The following is a 16,940-nucleotide window of genomic DNA, read 5'->3' as shown; positions in this document are numbered from 1 at the left end:
CGCAACGCGCTCCTCACGCAGCCTTTTCCATGGCGGGATAGGTGGTGGCCCCGCAGATGCGCAAATCGGCGCTCACCGTCCCCACGCGGCCATCTTCAAACTTGACCTGGGTGCTGATGAACTGACTGGCCTTGTCGGTGTACAGCGCATCGATCAGCACCGCGTATTTGTCGGCGATGAACTTGCGCCGCACCTTGCGCGTGCGCGTCAGCTCATCGTCGTCCGGATCGAGCTCCTTGTGCAAAATCAGGAAGCGGTGGATCTGGGTCGCCCCCATCAGCGCTTCGCCGGCCAGGTCGGCATTGACCTTCTCCACGCAGTCGCGTATCAGGTCGTAGGTGGTGCCGTGCGCGGCCAGGTCGGTGTAGCCTGCGTAGGCGATGTTGCGCCGCTCGGCCCAGTTGCCGACCGCTTCCATGTCGATATTGATGAAGGCGCACACCTGCTTGCGCGCATTGCCGAAGGCGACCGCCTCCTTGATAAACGGGAAAAACTTGAGCTTGTTCTCGATGTAGTTGGGCGCGAAGATCGCGCCGCAGTTCATCTTGCCCACGTCGGCCGCGCGGTCGATGATCTTCAGGTGGCCTTCGCTGTCGAAAATGCCGGCGTCGCCCGTGTGGAAGTAGCCGTCCGTGTCGATCACTTCGGCGGTCGCGTCCTCGCGCTTGAAGTAGCCCGCCATCGTGGCCGCCGACTTGACCAGCACCTCGCCGCTGGCGGCAATGCGCACCTCCACGCCGGGCGCGGGCAGGCCGACGCTGTCGAACTTGATGTTCCCGTCCGGCTGCAGGCACACGTAGGCGCAGGTTTCGGTGGAGCCGTACAGCTGCTTGAGATTGACCCCGATCGAGCGGTAGAAACGGAACAGGTCCGGACCGATCGCCGCGCCGGCGGTGTAGGCCACGCGCACGCGCGACAGTCCGAGCACATTCTTGAGCGGGCCGTAGACCAGCAGGTGGCCGAGCGCATACGCCGCGCGGTCAAACGCCGGCACCGGTTTGCCGTCCAGGATATCGGCGCCGCAGCGTTTGGCCACGTCCATGAAGTGGTGGAACATATTGCGCTTGATGGTGCTTGCGTCTTCCATCCGGATCATCACGGTGGTGAGCATGTTCTCGAACACGCGCGGCGGCGCAAAGTAATAGGTCGGGCCGATCTCGCGCAGGTCGGTCAGCACGGTGTCGCCCGACTCGGGGCAGTTGACCGTGAAACCGGCCACCATCGCCTGCGCCAGCGAGAACAGGCAGTCGCCCACCCACGCCATGGGCAGGTAGGACAGGATGTCTTCGCGGTCGGTCAGCTTGTCGAAGCCGACCCCGCCCACGCCGGCCGCCATCAGCGCGGCATGCGACTGGCATACGCCTTTCGGTTTGCCGGTAGTGCCGGAGGTGTACAGGATGATCGCAATGTCGCTGCCGCTGCCGGCGGCCACCGCCGCGTCGAATGCGCCGGGGTGCGCCTGGTCCCATGCGCGGCCCAGTGCCTGCAGCGCCGCGAAGGAGGTCAGGGCGGCCTGTTTGTAGTGGCGCATGCCGCGTTCGTCGTCGAAGGCGATGTGGCGCACCTGCGGGCACAGGGCCTGCAGTTCGAGCAGCTTGTCGACCTGCTCCTGGTCTTCCACGATGGCAAAGCCGATGTCGGCGTCGTTCAATACGTAGGCCATGTCGGCCGCCGGCGCGTCCTGGTACAGCGGCACCGGCACGCCGCCCAGGCATTGGGCGGCCAGCATGGCCCAGTACAGGCGCGGACGGTTGTCGCCGATGATGGCCAGGTTCATGCCGCGCGTGAAACCGAGCGACGCCAGGCCGCAGGCCAGGGCGCGCACCTCGGCGTTCACCTCCAGCCAGCTCCAGGTCTGCCAGATGCCCAGGTGCTTTTCGCGGAAGGCGGGGCGCTGCGGGCGCGCCTGGGCGTGCGCCAGCAGTCGCCGCGGGAAAGTCTGCAATTGCGAGCCATCGGATGTATCCACCAGCGTCCCCTTTTGTTTGTCCGGCCCCCCTCCCGCAACGGCAAATGCGGGGTGGCGCGCTTTTTGTGTGATGATATTAGCTCGCGTTGGCCGGGCAGGTTGTCTTTTGGATGACAATTCGCCCTCTAATTCGCGACTTTCGATGCTGCGGCGCACAATGACAAACCAGACACAGACATTAATTGAACACTTGCGCTCGACCATATGGGCCCGCACCCTCACGAGCGCCGAGATGATCCGGGTCGAAGCCGACTGCTTCGAGCAGTTCGTGCCCAAGGGCGGCTTCGTATGCCGCAAGGGTGAGGCGCTGGACAACTGGGTCGGGATCATCGATGGCCTGGTCAAGATCAACAATTTCTCGCCATCCGGTAAAAACGTGACCTTCGCCGGCGTGCCGACCGGAGGCTGGTTCGGCGAAGGCTCGCTGCTCAAGGACCAGACCCGCAAATACGATGTGATGGCGCTGCGCGACACGCGTGTGGCCCGTATGCCGCGCGAAACGTTCGAGTGGCTGCTCGAAGTGAGCCTGCCGTTCACGCGTTTTTTGCTGATGCAGCTGAACGAACGCCTGGGCCAGTTCATCGGCCTGGTCGAAAACGACCGCATGCTCGACATCGATACCCGCGTGGCGCGCTGCCTGGCCGCGATGTTCAACTCGCACCTGTATCCGGGACTGGAGAAACTGGTGCAGATTTCGCAGGAAGAAATCGGCTACCTGTCGGGCGCCTCGCGCCAGCGCGCCAACCAGGCCTTGCAGCTGCTGGAGAAGGAAGGGCTGCTGCGGCTCGATTACGGCGGCATCCGCGTGCTCGACCTGGAAGGGCTGCGCCACTTCCAGGCATGAAGCCCGCTTGTCCACCTGCGCACGCATGCCGCGCCACGGCCAGGCGCGATAGAGGTATCATAAGACACAATGACATCACCCGATTCAACGCTGCCCATGCCCATATCCACCGCGCGCGATGAGCGCCTCGCGCAGCTGCGCGCCGCCATGCAGCGCGCGCAGGTCGACGCCTGCATCATCCCTTCATCCGACCCGCACCTGTCCGAATACCTGCCCGGCCGCTGGCAGGGCCGCGAATGGCTCACCGGTTTCACCGGCTCGGTCGGCACCTTCATCGCCACCAGCGACTTTGCCGGCTGCTGGACCGATGCCCGCTACTGGACCCAGGCCGGGACCGAACTGGCCGGCAGCAGCGTGCAACTGATGAAAATCCCGTCCGGCGCCAGCCTGCTGCACATCGACTGGCTGGCCGCCAACCTGGCCCCGGGCCAGACGGTGGCGGTCGACGCGCGCGTGCTCGGCCTGTCCGGCGCGCGCCTGCTGGCCGACGCCTTGAGCGCGCGCGGCGTCCATCTGCGCACCGATATCGACCTGCTCGACTCATTCTGGAGCGAACGCCCCGCGCTGCCGCCGCAGCCAGTGTCCGAGCACGCCGCGCCGTTCGCCTCCACCAGCCGCGCCGACAAGCTGGCCGCCACCCGCGCCGCCATGGCCAGACTGGGCGCGGACCGCCACTTCATCTCCACCCTCGACGACATCGCCTGGCTGTTCAACCTGCGCGGCGCCGACGTGAGCTACAACCCGGTATTCCTGGCGCATGCGCTGATAGCACCCGATGGCGCGACCCTGTTCGTGGCCGAAGCCAAGGTCGACGCCGCATTGCGCGCGCGCCTGCTGCTTGACGGCGTCGCCCTGGCGCCCTATGCCGGTGCCGCGGGCGCCCTGGCTGCCTTGCCTCCCGGCGCGGCGCTGCTCATCGACCCGCGCCGCATCACGGCCGGCATGCGCGATGCGATCGCGCCGGGCGTGAAGGTGATCGAGGCGGTCAACCCGACCACCTTCGCCAAATCGAAAAAAACCGCCTCCGAGGCCGCCCACGTGCGCGCCACCATGGAGCACGATGGCGCGGCGCTGTGCGAATTTTTCGCCTGGCTGGAGGCCGAACTGGCCAACCCGGCGCGCGCGCCGCTCACCGAAGTGGCCATCGACCGCCACATCACGGCCGCGCGCGCGCGCCGGCCCGGTTTTGTCAGCCCCAGTTTCGGCACCATCGCCGGCTTTAACGCCAACGGCGCCGTCATCCACTACCGCGCCAGCGAGGCGGCGCACGCCGTCATCGAAGGCGACGGCCTGCTGCTGATCGACTCCGGCGGCCAGTACCTGGGCGGCACCACCGACATCACGCGCGTGGTGCCGGTGGGCGCCACCAGCGAAGCGCAGCGCAGCGATTTCACGCTCGTGCTCAAGGGCGTGATCGCACTGTCGTCGGCGCGCTTCCCGCGCGGTACCCGCTCGCCGATGCTCGATGCGCTGGCGCGCGCGCCGATCTGGGCCGCCGGCATCGACTACGGCCACGGCACCGGCCATGGCGTCGGCTTTTTCCTGAACGTGCACGAGGGACCGCAGTCGATTTCGGCAAGCGCCATGCCGGAGCCGCACACCGCCATGGAGGAAGGCATGGTCACCTCGGTCGAACCGGGCATCTACCGGCCCGGCCGCTGGGGCATCCGCATCGAAAACCTGGTGCTGAACGTGGCGCTTGATGCCACCGAATTTGGCGACTGGCTGCGCTTCGAAACCTTGACCTTGTGCCCGATCGACACGCGCTGCCTGCACATGCCGCTGCTGCGCGCCGACGAAATCGCCTGGATCAACGACTACCATGCCACCGTGCGTGCGCGCCTGGCGCCGCATGTGAGCGGTGCGGCCGCCGCCTGGCTCGAACAACGCACACAGGAGATCTGATGTCGACCGCACGATCAACCCGGGCCAGCGCCGCCGTCGACCGCCTCAAGGTACGCAGCGGGAACGCCGGCTATTCGATGGCCCGCACCGGCGACGGCCTGTTCTTCCTGTCGGAAGCGCCGGGCGAGCCGCCCCTGTGCGCTCCGCTCGACCTCGACGACTTCGTCGCCTTCGTCAACAAGCTCGGACCGCAGGTAGCGCGGCGCGTCAGCAAGCTCGATGTCGCCTTCGAAAAGCAGCTGGTGAAAAAGAAGCCGGCCCCCTAGCGTCACCTTGAAGGAAACCGCATGTCGTTCACGGAGCTGATGTCGGCCTACTGGTCGCAACCGGAAATCGCCACCAATGGACTGATCCTCCTCAATCTGCTGGGCGCGCTCATTCTTGGGCTGCTGGTTGGCTACGAACGCTCCTACCATGGGCGCGCGGCCGGCATGCGCACCTATGGCCTGGTGTGCATGGCCTCGGCCGCGCTGACCATCGTCGGCGGCTATCCCGGCTTCTGGTTCGGCGGCCATGGCGCTTCGCTGCTGGCCGCGGTCGACCCCACCCGCGTGATCCAGGGCATCGTCACCGGCATCGGCTTCCTGGGCGCGGGCGTCATCATGCGCGAAGGCTTCAACATCAGCGGCCTGACCACGGCCGCTTCGATCTGGACCTCGTCGGTGATCGGCATCCTGGTCGGCGTCGGGTTTTACCTGGCCGCGATGGGGCTGGCCTTCTTTTCGGCGATGATCATGATCTACCTGTCCAAGGTCGAGGCCTGGCTGCCCTCGCGCCATGCGGTGGCGGTGATGATGCGCTTCAAGCACGACTTCGTGCCACGCGAGGATGCGCTGCGCCGCATCGCGCTGGAACGCGGCTATGCGATTGCCGGCGGTTCGCTCACCATCGGCAGCGATAACAACATGCAGGAATGGCGCTTCGTGGCGCTGGCGCTGTCGAAGAAAAGCGGTGCGCCGCTGTCCGAACTGGCGGCCGAACTGGCGCAGTTCAACGGCATCGACAGTTTTCAAATCTCGCACGCCCGCAATTAAGCCGGGCTGCACATCAAGCTGAACGCAAGGAGCTGCCATGACGGCACAAGACATACTCGATTTCTGGTTCCTGCCCGCCGGCGCCGAAGGGCACGGCAAGGCGCGCGAGGTCTGGTTCCGCAAGAGCGACGCGTTCGATGCCGAGGTGGCCGAGCGCTTCGGCGCCCTGCTCGAACACGCGCTCGCCGGCGGCCTGCGCGAGTGGGACGACGAGGGGCCGCAGGGAACGCTGGCGCGCATCGTGCTGCTCGACCAGCTCACGCGCAACGCCTGGCGCGGCCAGCCTGCCTCGTTTTCCGGCGACGCCCTGGCGCTGGCCGCGGCGATGCGGCTGGTCGACAGCGGCGCCGATAAAACGCTCACCCCGCTGCAGCGCTGGTTCGTCTACATGCCGTTCGAGCACGCCGAGGACGCGCGCATGCAGGAGCGCGCGGTCGAACTCTTTTCCGATTTGGCGCAGTACGGCGAGGCGTTCGAGGGCGCGCTCGATTACGCGCACCGCCATCGCGGCGTGATCGCGCGTTTCGGCCGCTTCCCGCACCGCAATGCGATCCTGGGGCGCGCCTCCACACCGGAAGAAATCGACTACCTCAAGCAGCCGGGGTCGGGCTTCTAGGTGGCGCGCACGCTCAACATCATCGGCGCCGGCCATGTGGGACGGGTGCTGGGGCGCCTGTTCGGCGCGCGCGGCAGCTTTGCCGTGCAGGACGTGCTGACGCGCTCGCACGCCAGTGCGCTCGATGCCGTCGGGTTCATGGGCGCCGGGCGCGCGCTGGCCGGCCTGGCCTCCATGCGGCCGGCAGACGCGTGGATGCTGGCTGTCGGCGACGACCAGATCGGCGCCGTGTGCGCGCAACTGGCTGGCGCGCAGGCGCTCACGGGCGCCATCGTGTTTCACTGCAGCGGCGCCAAGTCCTCGGCCGAACTGGCGGCGGCCAGCGCGGCCGGGGCGCTGGTGGCGAGCGTGCATCCGATCCGCAGCTTTGCCGATCCGGCGCTGGTGGCGCAGCACTTCGACGGCACCTTTTGCGGGACCGAGGGCGACGCCGATGCACTGGCCGTGCTCATGCCGGCGCTGGCGTCGATCGGTGCGCAGCCGGTAGCCATCGACGCGCAAGCGAAGACGGTGTATCACGCGGCTTCGGTGTTTGCATCGAATTATCTGGTGACGGTGCTCGACGCCGCGCTGCGCGCCTACCAGGCGGCGGGCGTGCCGGAACCGGTGGCGCGCGCCATGGCGCAGCCGCTGGCGTCGGAAAGCATGGCCAATGTGTTCCGCCTGGGCGCGGCGGCGGCGCTGAGCGGGCCGATTGCGCGCGGCGACATGCACACGGTGGCGCGCCAGCAGGCCGCGCTGGCCGCGTGGGACGGGCCGAGCGGGGCGCTGTATGCGGCGCTGGTGGCGCCGACCCAGGATCTGGCGCGCCGCAAGAAAGACAACAACGCGCGCAACAACGCCGCCAGCAACGGCAAGGACCGGGCATGATCAGAACAGCCGACGCGAAGGACCATGCGCAGCTGGTGGCGCTGTACAAGGCGGTGGCGCGCATCCCTGACGGCATTGCGCGCACCCCGGACGAGGTCACGGACGCCTATGTGAGCGGCTTCATGCAAAAAGCGGCCGCCGACGGCGTCGAATTCGTCTACGAAGAAGATGGCGTGATCCATGGCGAAATTCACGCCTCGCGCATTGGCATTGCCGCGCTGGCCCACCTGCTGACCGACCTGACCATCGCGGTGGCGCCCGGGTGCCAGGGCAAGGGCGTGGGACGCGGCCTGTTCGGCGCGCTGCTGGCCGAGGTGAGCGAACGCATGCCCCACATTACGCGGGTCGAGCTGTTCGCGCGCGAATCGAACGTGAAGGCGCGCGCGCTGTATGCCTCGCTCGGTTTCATCGACGAAGGACGCCTGCGCGGCCGGGTCAGGAATGCGCGCGGGGAGATCGAAGACGACACCTTGATGGGCTGGCTGAGGCCGGCGCCACGGTAAAGTGGTCAAGCTGGCGGCCGGCGAACCGGCGGCCGGCGCTTATGCAACGCGGCTGATGCATTAATGCGAAAAGATGCAACCATGCATCGACAAACGCAAAAAATCGCAATAAGCTAGACCGTTACGGTGATGTTGCGGAAGACTTGCCAAAACGGCAGGCAATCCCATGCCGCTGCTTACGTCGACGAGGGAGACCAGCATGCTATTTTTGAAAAGTACGTCTGTGACAAAGGCGCCGGGCATTTATGAAGTCGATATCGCCGCCAAGCCCCCCGGCAAGACCTTCGGCGTCTTCCTCGCAACCGACCCCGACAATCCCCCGAATTCGATCCTCGCCGGCCTGGCCGAGCTGGGCTTCCAGAACACCCATAGCGAGGCCTACACCCACAAGGACCGCGGCAAGGTGCTCGACCTGCACTTCCAGAAAGATGGCACCGACATCTTCAAGGGCTGGAAAACCGAAGAGTGCGAGGCCAATCTGAAGGCTATCGATACCTTGTTCGGCAACGTCGGCATCACCGTCACGCCGCGCGTGATGTCGCTGGCCGAAGCCTACGCCTGAGCGATTGCCGCCGCTGGCGGCCTCATTGCGCTACCTCGATGTGATACAGGGCCCACGGGCAGGCGCCGAAGCGTTCGGCCACCGGCCTGGCAGCCATGTCGGGAAAACGATCCGCATCGTACACGGCCCACAAGGGCCCCAGCCCGCCCAGCGCCATCGGCTTGCCGTCGAGATGGGTGGCGACGATGAAGCGCTGCGCGCGCGCCTGCGCCACCGGCAGCGCGACCGCATAGCCGTCCACGGCGCGCAGCACCAGCTTGCCGTCGGCGCGCAGGCGGGTGCCGCTGGCCGCGACCACATCGAGCAGCAGCGGGCCGCGCAGCGCATGCGGCTTGGCGTCGTATTCCAGGGTAGGGCGGATGCCAACCGCCGGCAGGGCCAGCAGCGCGCCGAAATCGAGGCCGAACGCCTTGTCGAAGCTGATCTTTTGCTTGTGCATCATCTGGTCGAGCACCGGGTCGAACGGGCCGCGGTTGCTGCGCGCCAGCTCGCCGGTCAGGGTCAGCAGGGCTGGTCCCGGTGCCTGCCTGGCCGGCGTGCCGGCAGCGAGGGCGGGGAGGGCGGCCGCGCTCGCGGCGGCGCCCAGGAAGTGACGTTTTTTCATGCGAAAATACCTCCTCTATCGTGTCATCCTGCCATCATATCGCCAAGCCGCCCCCCATGGACCTGTTTCAACAAAGCCAGTTAAGCCCCTTTCCGCTCGACGATGGCACGGTATCGGTCCTGCCCCAGCTGCCTTTTCATCTGAGTAATGCGGAGGTGCTTGCGCGCCTCGTTGCCGAGACCGCCTGGCGCGCCCAATCGATCACCCTATGGGGAAAGCAGCATCCACAGCCGCGCCTGACCGCCTGGCACGGCGAGGCGGCCTATACGTATTCCGGCCTGCGCCTCGAACCGCTGCCGTTCACGCCGCTGCAGCTGGCACTCAAGGAAGCGGTCGAGGCCGTCTGCGGGCAGCGCTTCAACAGCGTGCTGCTCAATTACTATCGAAACGAGCGCGACAGCATGGGCATGCACAGCGATGATGAACCCGAGCTCGGCCCCCATCCGGTGATCGCATCGCTCAGCTTCGGAGCTGAAAGAACCTTTATCCTGCGTCACAAACAGACCAGACAGACACTTAAGCTAGTCTTAAAAGACGGTACTTTACTGGTGATGTCAGACAATACACAAAAGCACTGGCAGCACGGAATTAACAAGTCGACGCGCCCCATTGGCCCGCGCGTGAACCTAACGTTCCGCTTCATCTTTTAATTTGTGCCTAAGTTCGCTCAAGTGAAAAATACATATAGCTGAACCTCCAGTCAGTTATTTCAACTGCGGGCTATTTTTCGCGTTACATTTCCTTACAAGTCTTACGGAATGCCCCTTCATGCGCACATTCGGTGATGCTATCTTGGTTACCTCGCAATTCATTGGGAATTGCGGAACAGACTGTTTCACACAAAGGATTCCGCATGAAAAAGCTCATTTTTGCATTGGTCGCCGGCGTTACCGCGATGACCGCTGCCCAGGCGCAAAGCCCGGCCCCTTACGTTGGTGTGGGCGTCGCATCGTCCGATCACAGTTTCAAAATTGGCGGTAGCGACTTCGACGGCGACGGCTACAAGCCATCGCTGAAAGTGTTCGGCGGCCTCGATATCACCCCGATGTGGGGCGTGGAAGCCGGTTACACCGACCTGACCAAGGCCGATTTCAACTACAAGATCGGCAATGACACCCGCAGCGGCACCACCGACGGCAAGCGCGCCTACATCGCCGGCAAGGCCACCATGCCTGTCAACGAGATGTTTTCGGTCTACGGCAAGCTCGGCGCTGGTTATACCAAGGTGGAAGGCAGTTCGCCTAACCTGCGCTACAAGGAAAGCGAGACAGGCGTGTACGGGGCCGTTGGCGGCCAGTACAACCTGAGCAAGCAGGTCGCCCTGACGCTGGAATATGAGCGCTATGGCAAGAGCAAGGACTTCGGTTCGAAGGCAGACGCCATCACCGTTGGTGCTCGTTACAGCTTCTGATCAAGCGCCCGTGGCTTTGCGCGCTGCGCGAAGCCCGGGCCGCTGTTGACAGAAGGGCAGACCGGAACAGGCACGGCGCCTTCCAGTGTGTGCAGCAAGCGCCCCCTCCGCTTGCTGTGCCCATCGGAAGGCGCTTTGTCTGTTTACGGGCCGGATTGCCGCCCCTCAGTACGCCACCATCCCCGCCGCGATGAAGCGGTGCACCGACGACCATTGCCACTCCTGCGGGGCGCCGCACAGGCCGTGACGCAAGGGATTGTGGTGGATATAGTCGACCAGGCCGGCATAGTCGTCGCTGCCGACGGGATGCTGCTGGTAGTGCGGTTCCCAGATGATCTCGGTGCCCCGCGTCGCGCGCGCCTTGCTCAGGGATTTGGAAAACGCAATCTTGACGGCGCGCCAGCGGGCGGCGCAATCGTCGTCGCCCGGCGGCAAGGTCCAGATGGCGTGGGCATGGTCGGGCAGGGCAACCCAGGCATCGACATGAAACGGCTTGCGGCTGCGCGCCTGGCGGATCGCCTCGCCGAAGGCGGCGATATGGTCGGTCAGCAGGGTGCTGCCGCGCTCGGACAAGCGGACCGTGAAGAAGTAACTGTGCCCGGCGACCCGGTTGGCGCGATAGTCATTCATCTGTCCAGTGTGCCGGGCATGGCGTGCTTGTAGGTCGATTAGCGCAAAAGTGAGGGACTTCTGAAACGAGCTGTGCTGCAAAAAGGCATTGCGCCATCGCGCGCCGGGCTGCATGGCGCGCGATGGGACGGGTCTTACACCGTCAGCGGCTTGTAGCGGATCCGCTTCGGCTTGGCGCCCTCTTCGCCCAGGCGTTTCTTCTTGTCGGCTTCGTATTCCTGATAGTTACCATCGAAGAAAGTGACTTGCGAGTTGCCTTCGAACGCCAGGATGTGGGTCGCGATGCGGTCCAGGAACCAGCGATCGTGGGAAATGACCATGACGCTGCCGGCAAATTCCAGCAGGGCATCTTCCAGCGCGCGCAGGGTTTCCACGTCCAGATCGTTCGACGGTTCATCGAGCAGCAGGACGTTGCCGCCTTGCAGCAAGGTCTTGGCCAGGTGCAGACGGCCGCGTTCCCCGCCCGACAGGTTGCCGACGATCTTTTGCTGATCCGACCCCTTGAAGTTGAAGCGGCCCAGGTAGGCGCGCGACGGCATGTCGAAACGGCCCACGGTGAGCGTATCGGCGCCGCCGGCCACGTCGTCGAACACGGTCTTGGTATTGGCCAGGTCGTCGCGGTTCTGGTCGACGATGGACACGCGCGCGGTCTGGCCGATGGCGACTTCGCCGCTGTCGGGCTGCTCTTTGCCGGTGATCATCTTGAACAGGGTCGACTTGCCGGCGCCGTTCGGGCCGATGATGCCGACGATGGCGCCCGGCGGCACGATGAACGACAGGTTCTCGATCAGCAGGCGGTCGCCGAAGGACTTCGATACGTTCTTGAATTCGATCACGTCATTGCCCAGGCGCTCGGCCACCGGAATGAAGATCTCGGACGTTTCGTTGCGCTTCTGGTATTCGTGCTCGGACAGCTCGTTAAAGCGCGCCAGGCGGGCCTTGCTCTTGGCCTGGCGGCCTTTCGGATTCTGGCGCACCCATTCGAGTTCCTTGGCCATGGTTTTCTGGCGCGAGGACTCGGTCGCTTCTTCCTGCTTGAGGCGGTTGCTCTTTTGCTCCAGCCACGAGCTGTAGTTGCCTTTCCACGGAATGCCGTGGCCGCGGTCGAGCTCGAGAATCCATTCGGCGGCGTTGTCGAGGAAGTAGCGATCGTGGGTGATGCCGACCACGGTGCCCGGAAAGCGCAGCAGGAATTGTTCGAGCCAGTCGACCGATTCGGCATCGAGGTGATTGGTTGGTTCGTCGAGCAGCAGCATGTCGGGTTTCGACAGCAGCAGGCGGCACAGCGCCACGCGGCGCTTTTCGCCACCGGACAGGATGCCGATCTTGGCGTCCCACGGCGGCAGGCGCAGCGCGTCGGCGGCCATTTCCAGCTGCAGGTTCAGGTTGCCGCCGTCGGAGGTCGAGATGATCGCTTCCAGGCGCGCCTGTTCGGTCGCCAGCGCGTCGAAGTCGGCGTCTTCGTCGGCGTAGGCCGCGTACACCGCTTCCAGCTTGGCTTGCGCCTCGAACACTTCGCCCAGGCCCGATTCGACCACCTGGCGCACCGTCTGCTCGGGATCGAGCACAGGTTCCTGCGGCAGGTAGCCGATGTTCAGGCCCGGCATCGGCACGGCTTCGCCCTGGATGTCGGTATCGATGCCCGCCATGATTTTCAGCAAGGTCGACTTGCCGGAGCCGTTCAGGCCCAGCACGCCGATCTTGGCGCCGGGGAAGAACGACAAGGAAATATCCTTGAGGATCTGGCGTTTGGGCGGGACGATTTTGCCCACGCGATTCATGGTATAGACGTAATTGGCCATTGAGTTTCTTGAAATGGGGACGGAAGGTCAACAGGATACAATAAGTCGCCTCCGGATTGGTCCTTTCCTGTGCCGCCCCGCTGGCGTGCGCCGCAAGCGGGGGCCGCGAGCGCTACCCAATTTATGCATGGTGCAAGTATTCTTGCTTCCAGGTGTCGGATTTTTTTACACTTGCAAACATGGTATGGCGCAATGTTTCTTCAAGTCATTGATTTGGCGCATCTTTTATTTCAGGTATGGAAATTGCTTAATTTTTCATCGGGCACCGCGCTCAGATAAAACAGAATTCCAACTCTTACCTGAAAAGAACAAACAATGAAATTTAACTTGATCCGCAGCGTGATGTCGGCCGCAGCTCTTCTTCTGGCCACCAGCTCGGCACACGCACTGGTCGTCACCAATACCACCAACGCAAGCACCCTGGCCAACGCCCTGGGCGGCACCGGCGTGAGCATCACCAACGCCACCCTGGCCAGCGCCACCTCGGCCGCCAGCGGCACCTTCACCGACGGCGGCAACATCGGTTTCGGCCAGGGCGTCCTGCTGACCACCGGCCGCACCGCTTGCGCGGTCGGCGGCAACAACGGCGGCAGCTGCTCCGGCGACGGCACCACCACCTCGCTGAAATTCAATTTCACCAGCACCACCGGCAATGTGTTCTTCAACTATGTCTTCGCGTCCGAGGAATACAATGAATTCGTCGGCACCGAGTACAACGACCTGTTCGAACTCAAGCTCAACGGCGTGAACATCGCCCTGGTTCCTGGCGCGAACGGCGTCGTGTCGATCAATAACGTGAACAACAATATCAATGCCGGTTACTACCGCGACAATGCCAATCAGACCGTCGACACCGGCTACGATGGCCTGACCACGGTCATGACCGCCAAAGCCTTCGGCCTGGTTGGCGTGAACACCTTTGAATTCCTGATCCAGGACCGCGGCGATGCGAACCTCGATTCGGGCGTCTTCATCCAGGGCGGCACCTTCGCCGCCGACCCGGTCGGCGTGCCTGAACCAGGCAGCCTGGCCCTGCTGGGTCTGGGCCTGGCCGGTCTGGCCGTCGCCAAGCGCAAAAAAGCGGCGTAAGCGCGTCGCTGGAATGAAAAATAGCGGCCTGGGCCGCTATTTTTTCGTCCTGCCGCCGCCTGCTTATCTGCGCTTGAGCAGTCCCTCCGCCGCATACAGGGCCAGCGCGCTCCAGATGATCGCAAAGCCGATCATGCGCTCCTGGGTAAAGGCTTCGTGGAACAGGAAGATGCCCAGGCTGAGCTGGATGGTCGGCCCGATGTATTGCAGCAATCCCAGCACCGACAGCGGAATCTTGCGCGCCCCGCTGGCAAACAGCAGCAGCGGAATGGCCGTGATCGGCCCGGACGCGATCAGCAGCCAGCGCGTGCCGTTCGACGGGCTGTTCAGAAAGGCGTTATCGCCCGTCATGGTCAGCCAGATCACGAAGCCCAGCGCGAACGGGAACAGCAGCATGGTTTCAAACGACAAGCCTTCCAGCGCGCCCAGCGACGCGGTCTTGCGCAGCAAGCCGTAACCGCCGAAGGACGCCGCCAGCAGCAGGGCGATCCAGGGCATGCGCCCGGCCTGCCAGGTCAGCCACAGCACGCCGCAGGTGGCCAGCGCGATCGCCGCCCACTGGGCGATGCGCAGCCTTTCCTTGAGCACCAGGTAGCCCAGCATCACGTTAAACAGGGGATTGATGAAGTAGCCCAGGCTCGCTTCGATCACATGGCCGCTGTTGACGGCCCAGATGTAGAGCAGCCAGTTGAAGCTGAGCAGCAGCGCGCTCAGGGCGAAACTGGCCACCACGCGCGGCTGCTGCCTGAGCGCCCCCAGCCATTTCCACTGCTGGCGGATGGTCAGCACGATCACCAGGAACAGGAGCGACCAGAGCACGCGGTGACCCATGATCTGGGCCGGCGGCACTTCCTTGAGGGCATGGAAATACAAGGGAAACAGACCCCAGCACAGGAAGGCCAGGGCGGCGGACAGGATGCCGGTACGCATGAGTGACAATCAGAGATTCATTAGCAGGCTGTTGAAAAAGCCACGAATACCTTCGGGATTTATCGGTGAACAGTGGCAATTTATCACTCGCAAACCCGCATGACTGTGAACGCCGGTCAGAAACCGCTTCAATTTGGCGGCGTCGGCTGATCGTGTAATTTAACCACGGTTTTATGGTTCGTCGTTCTCGCTGGAATTTGTACTGGGAAAGGCGGTGCGGTGGGCGCCGGAAGGAGCCCGGAGGGCGATTGAAGGGGCGCACCGCACCGCAACATCGTACAGAGCCGAATGTCGATCCGCTAAAAAGGCATATTACCGAAGAAACGGACGCGACACCGGCTTCATTTGACCTCGCGAGTCGAACCAGTGCCGCGCCCCCAGCCTCGCCCCGGATAGGTGTCCGGCACAACGCATGAATGCCTAGTATTCCATGGCTTACGTGCGCTGTCGAGAGCCTTCGGTGTCTCGCCGGGAGCGCCGATGGAATCGACAGGCCGATTGTTCTTGTGCGCCTGCTGCAGGGAGCAGGTACTCATTTGCCGCCGTTGCGATCGTGGCCAGCGCTACTGCCGTTGTTGCGCCCAGGAGGTACGCCGCGCCAAGGTGCGCGAGGCCGGACGGCGCTAGCAGAAATCCCGCCAAGGGCGCTTTGCCCATGCGGCGCGTTCGCGCAGCCACCGTGAGCGCCGCGAAAAAGTGACGCATCAGGGTTCACTCGCGCTTGCCACCGATGTTGTACTGAGGCAGGACTCGACGGATGTCGCAGCGGCCCTCGTAGTTGCCAGTGCGCCAACCGGCACCGGCATGCCGCTGTGCCATTGCTGTGCCCGGCCGCTGCCGCCATTTGTGCGCACCGGCCCGTTGCGCCGTCGCGGTTCCCGTCCTGTGTATCGGTTCGACTGCGGAGGTTCTGCTCATGACGGTCGCGAGCGAGTTGGAAGCGCACATCGTGCGCCTGTACCACGTTGAAAAATGGCGCTGCGGGACCATCGCGCGCCAACTGCATGTTCATCGCGATACCGTGCGGCGGGTGCTGGCGCAGTCCGGCTTGCCGCGACTCGGGCCGGTGCGCCGATCGATGGTCGACCCCCTACCTGCCGTTCATCTTGCAGACGCTGGAGAAGATTCCGACGCTGACGGCCAGCCGCCTGCACGCGATGGTGCGCGAACGCGGCTACCAGGGTGCGCCGGCCGCTGATGGCCTTCGTGATGGTGCTGTCGTACTCGCGCGCGATCTACCTGCGCTTCTTCTCGACGCCCGCATGGAAAACTTCCTGCGTGGCCACGTGGGCGCATGCGAGACCTGGGATGCGCTGCCGCGCGTACTCTTGTACGACAATCTGAAGAGCGCGGTGCTGGAACGCCAGGGCGATGCGATCCGCTTCCATCCGGCCTTGCTGGCTCTCGCCGCGCACTACCGGTTCGAGCCGCGCCCGGTGGCGGTAGCACGTGGCAAGGAGAAGGGCCGCGTCGAGCGGGCCATTCGGTATGTGCGCGACGCCTTCTTTGCAGCGCGCGCCTTCAGCGACCTGGCCGACCTCAATGCGCAAGCGGCGCACTGGTGTCACGCGCAGGCGGCGAACCGCCCTTGGCCGGAGGACACCGGCATGCGCGTGCGCGACGCCCTGGCAAGCGAGCAGCCCCGCCTGTTGCGTTTGCCGGCAACCCCGTATGCGACCGAGGAGGTGGTCGCGGTGAAGGCCGGCAAGACGCCCTATGTGCGCGTCGACCTGAACGACTACTCCATCCCCCACACGCGTGTGCGGCGCACGCTGACCGTGCGTGCCAGCCCGGAACTGGTGCGCGTGTTCGACGGCGTCGCCGTGATCGCCAGCCATGCACGCAGCTATGACGGCAAGGTGCAGGTCGAGCTGCCGGAACACATCGAAGCCCTCGTGGCGGTGAAGCGCGAGGCTCGCCAGCACCGCGGCGTCAACAGCCTGACGCGCGCAGTACCGGCCTGCCGGGACCTGCTGGTGCAGGCGGCCGAGCGCGGCACGAACATCGGCTCGCTGTCGGCCGCCTTGCTGCGTCTGCTCGATCGCTACGGCGCCGCACTGCACGCGGCAGTCCACCGCCGGTGGCCCGGGTGCTGCCGGAGCATGTGCGGCGCAAGGACACGCCGGTGCGGCCGCACCGGCTTGACAGCGACGATCAACTGAGCAAGGGAG

The 16,940-nt window shown here is 64.6% G+C and carries 18 protein-coding genes; 13 read left to right on the top strand and 5 right to left on the bottom strand.

The genetic code is table 11. The annotated features are described in order from the left end of the window. Positions 1 to 13: 13 nt before the first annotated feature. Positions 14 to 1,972: an AMP-dependent synthetase/ligase gene (locus RBA41_RS17560; RefSeq protein WP_306625470.1), complete on the bottom strand. Its 1,959-nt coding sequence runs from the start codon at positions 1,970 to 1,972 to the stop codon at positions 14 to 16. Between the two features lie 154 nt (positions 1,973 to 2,126). Between RBA41_RS17560 and RBA41_RS17555 the strand changes: the two genes are divergently transcribed. The 8 genes from RBA41_RS17555 to RBA41_RS17520 all read left to right on the top strand — a co-directional run bounded on the left by RBA41_RS17555 (position 2,127) and on the right by RBA41_RS17520 (position 8,303). Next, a complete protein-coding gene (locus RBA41_RS17555; RefSeq protein ID WP_374709565.1) occupies positions 2,127 to 2,813 on the top strand; it encodes a Crp/Fnr family transcriptional regulator in 687 nt (228 codons plus the stop codon). Positions 2,814 to 2,909: 96 nt separating this feature from the next. Continuing rightward, on the top strand, positions 2,910 to 4,718 hold the full coding sequence (locus RBA41_RS17550) for an aminopeptidase P family protein (protein ID WP_306625430.1): 1,809 nt from the start codon (positions 2,910 to 2,912) through the stop codon (positions 4,716 to 4,718). Further along, on the top strand, positions 4,718 to 4,984 hold the full coding sequence (locus RBA41_RS17545; RefSeq protein ID WP_306625428.1) for a hypothetical protein: 267 nt from the start codon (positions 4,718 to 4,720) through the stop codon (positions 4,982 to 4,984). The genes RBA41_RS17550 and RBA41_RS17545 overlap by 1 nt, the downstream gene beginning before the upstream one ends. Positions 4,985 to 5,005: 21 nt before the next feature. Beyond that, complete coding sequence (locus RBA41_RS17540) at positions 5,006 to 5,752, top strand: MgtC/SapB family protein (protein WP_306625427.1); 747 nt, start codon at positions 5,006 to 5,008, stop codon at positions 5,750 to 5,752. A 37-nt stretch (positions 5,753 to 5,789) separates the two neighbouring features. Further along, on the top strand, positions 5,790 to 6,368 hold the full coding sequence (locus tag RBA41_RS17535) for a DUF924 family protein (protein ID WP_306625425.1): 579 nt from the start codon (positions 5,790 to 5,792) through the stop codon (positions 6,366 to 6,368). Then, on the top strand, positions 6,369 to 7,238 hold the full coding sequence (locus tag RBA41_RS17530) for a Rossmann-like and DUF2520 domain-containing protein (RefSeq protein ID WP_306625424.1): 870 nt from the start codon (positions 6,369 to 6,371) through the stop codon (positions 7,236 to 7,238). It begins immediately after the preceding gene. Continuing rightward, positions 7,235 to 7,741, top strand: a complete 507-nt coding sequence (locus tag RBA41_RS17525; RefSeq protein ID WP_306625423.1) for a GNAT family N-acetyltransferase — start codon at positions 7,235 to 7,237, stop codon at positions 7,739 to 7,741. Before RBA41_RS17530 ends, RBA41_RS17525 begins: the two co-directional genes overlap by 4 nt. Positions 7,742 to 7,940: 199 nt before the next feature. Beyond that, complete coding sequence (locus RBA41_RS17520; RefSeq protein ID WP_306625422.1) at positions 7,941 to 8,303, top strand: hypothetical protein; 363 nt, start codon at positions 7,941 to 7,943, stop codon at positions 8,301 to 8,303. A 22-nt stretch (positions 8,304 to 8,325) separates the two neighbouring features. Here the strand turns inward: RBA41_RS17520 and RBA41_RS17515 are convergent, their stop codons facing one another. Then, a complete protein-coding gene (locus tag RBA41_RS17515; RefSeq protein WP_306625420.1) occupies positions 8,326 to 8,907 on the bottom strand; it encodes a putative pterin-binding protein in 582 nt (193 codons plus the stop codon). 56 nt (positions 8,908 to 8,963) lie between these two features. Between RBA41_RS17515 and RBA41_RS17510 the strand changes: the two genes are divergently transcribed. Further along, positions 8,964 to 9,557 (top strand): alpha-ketoglutarate-dependent dioxygenase AlkB family protein, encoded by a 594-nt coding sequence (locus tag RBA41_RS17510; protein ID WP_306625419.1) that lies wholly within the window; start codon positions 8,964 to 8,966, stop codon positions 9,555 to 9,557. Between the two features lie 203 nt (positions 9,558 to 9,760). Next, a complete protein-coding gene (locus RBA41_RS17505; RefSeq protein WP_306625417.1) occupies positions 9,761 to 10,318 on the top strand; it encodes a porin family protein in 558 nt (185 codons plus the stop codon). A gap of 165 nt (positions 10,319 to 10,483) precedes the next feature. Here RBA41_RS17505 and RBA41_RS17500 read toward each other — a convergent pair whose 3' ends face one another. After that, positions 10,484 to 10,948, bottom strand: a complete 465-nt coding sequence (locus tag RBA41_RS17500; RefSeq protein ID WP_306625415.1) for an REP-associated tyrosine transposase — start codon at positions 10,946 to 10,948, stop codon at positions 10,484 to 10,486. A 134-nt stretch (positions 10,949 to 11,082) separates the two neighbouring features. Continuing rightward, complete coding sequence (gene ettA, locus RBA41_RS17495) at positions 11,083 to 12,750, bottom strand: energy-dependent translational throttle protein EttA (protein WP_099873477.1); 1,668 nt, start codon at positions 12,748 to 12,750, stop codon at positions 11,083 to 11,085. A 315-nt stretch (positions 12,751 to 13,065) separates the two neighbouring features. Here ettA and RBA41_RS17490 point away from each other — a divergent pair, with 315 nt between their 5' ends. Continuing rightward, on the top strand, positions 13,066 to 13,839 hold the full coding sequence (locus RBA41_RS17490) for a choice-of-anchor L family PEP-CTERM protein (RefSeq protein WP_306625414.1): 774 nt from the start codon (positions 13,066 to 13,068) through the stop codon (positions 13,837 to 13,839). A 63-nt stretch (positions 13,840 to 13,902) separates the two neighbouring features. On the opposite strand, the gene rarD is transcribed toward RBA41_RS17490, so the two are convergent. Next, the gene (gene rarD / locus RBA41_RS17485) at positions 13,903 to 14,769 is read right to left on the bottom strand and encodes an EamA family transporter RarD (protein WP_306625467.1); all 867 of its coding nucleotides are present in this window, start codon (positions 14,767 to 14,769) and stop codon (positions 13,903 to 13,905) included. Between the two features lie 916 nt (positions 14,770 to 15,685). Between rarD and RBA41_RS33605 the strand changes: the two genes are divergently transcribed. Both RBA41_RS33605 and RBA41_RS17475 read left to right on the top strand, forming a co-directional pair. Next, on the top strand, positions 15,686 to 15,967 hold the full coding sequence (locus tag RBA41_RS33605; protein WP_306625412.1) for a helix-turn-helix domain-containing protein: 282 nt from the start codon (positions 15,686 to 15,688) through the stop codon (positions 15,965 to 15,967). Next, a complete protein-coding gene (locus RBA41_RS17475) occupies positions 15,876 to 16,931 on the top strand; it encodes a Mu transposase domain-containing protein (protein ID WP_306625410.1) in 1,056 nt (351 codons plus the stop codon). The genes RBA41_RS33605 and RBA41_RS17475 overlap by 92 nt, the downstream gene beginning before the upstream one ends. Positions 16,932 to 16,940: the final 9 nt, after the last annotated feature.

It is taken from the genome of Massilia scottii (assembly GCF_030846495.1).
GTDB lineage: Bacteria > Pseudomonadota > Gammaproteobacteria > Burkholderiales > Burkholderiaceae_D > Telluria_A > Telluria_A violaceinigra.
The sequence above is the reverse complement of the archived record's forward strand: the minus strand, read 5'-3'. Positions and strand labels throughout refer to the sequence as shown.

What these genes read in the sequence shown, in the direction of transcription:
- RBA41_RS17525 (WP_306625423.1), top strand. Translation starts at nt 7,235, where the DNA reads ATGATCAGAACAGCCGACGCGAAGGACCATGCGCAGCTGGTGGCGCTG.
- ettA (WP_099873477.1), bottom strand. Translation starts at nt 12,750, where the DNA reads ATGGCCAATTACGTCTATACCATGAATCGCGTGGGCAAAATCGTCCCG.
- RBA41_RS17535 (WP_306625425.1), top strand. Translation starts at nt 5,790, where the DNA reads ATGACGGCACAAGACATACTCGATTTCTGGTTCCTGCCCGCCGGCGCC.
- RBA41_RS17555 (WP_374709565.1), top strand. Translation starts at nt 2,127, where the DNA reads ATGACAAACCAGACACAGACATTAATTGAACACTTGCGCTCGACCATA.
- RBA41_RS17540 (WP_306625427.1), top strand. Translation starts at nt 5,006, where the DNA reads ATGTCGTTCACGGAGCTGATGTCGGCCTACTGGTCGCAACCGGAAATC.
- rarD (WP_306625467.1), bottom strand. Translation starts at nt 14,769, where the DNA reads ATGCGTACCGGCATCCTGTCCGCCGCCCTGGCCTTCCTGTGCTGGGGT.
- RBA41_RS17520 (WP_306625422.1), top strand. Translation starts at nt 7,941, where the DNA reads ATGCTATTTTTGAAAAGTACGTCTGTGACAAAGGCGCCGGGCATTTAT.
- RBA41_RS17500 (WP_306625415.1), bottom strand. Translation starts at nt 10,948, where the DNA reads ATGAATGACTATCGCGCCAACCGGGTCGCCGGGCACAGTTACTTCTTC.
- RBA41_RS17505 (WP_306625417.1), top strand. Translation starts at nt 9,761, where the DNA reads ATGAAAAAGCTCATTTTTGCATTGGTCGCCGGCGTTACCGCGATGACC.
- RBA41_RS17490 (WP_306625414.1), top strand. Translation starts at nt 13,066, where the DNA reads ATGAAATTTAACTTGATCCGCAGCGTGATGTCGGCCGCAGCTCTTCTT.
- RBA41_RS17510 (WP_306625419.1), top strand. Translation starts at nt 8,964, where the DNA reads ATGGACCTGTTTCAACAAAGCCAGTTAAGCCCCTTTCCGCTCGACGAT.
- RBA41_RS17545 (WP_306625428.1), top strand. Translation starts at nt 4,718, where the DNA reads ATGTCGACCGCACGATCAACCCGGGCCAGCGCCGCCGTCGACCGCCTC.
- RBA41_RS17550 (WP_306625430.1), top strand. Translation starts at nt 2,910, where the DNA reads ATGCCCATATCCACCGCGCGCGATGAGCGCCTCGCGCAGCTGCGCGCC.
- RBA41_RS17515 (WP_306625420.1), bottom strand. Translation starts at nt 8,907, where the DNA reads ATGAAAAAACGTCACTTCCTGGGCGCCGCCGCGAGCGCGGCCGCCCTC.
- RBA41_RS33605 (WP_306625412.1), top strand. Translation starts at nt 15,686, where the DNA reads ATGACGGTCGCGAGCGAGTTGGAAGCGCACATCGTGCGCCTGTACCAC.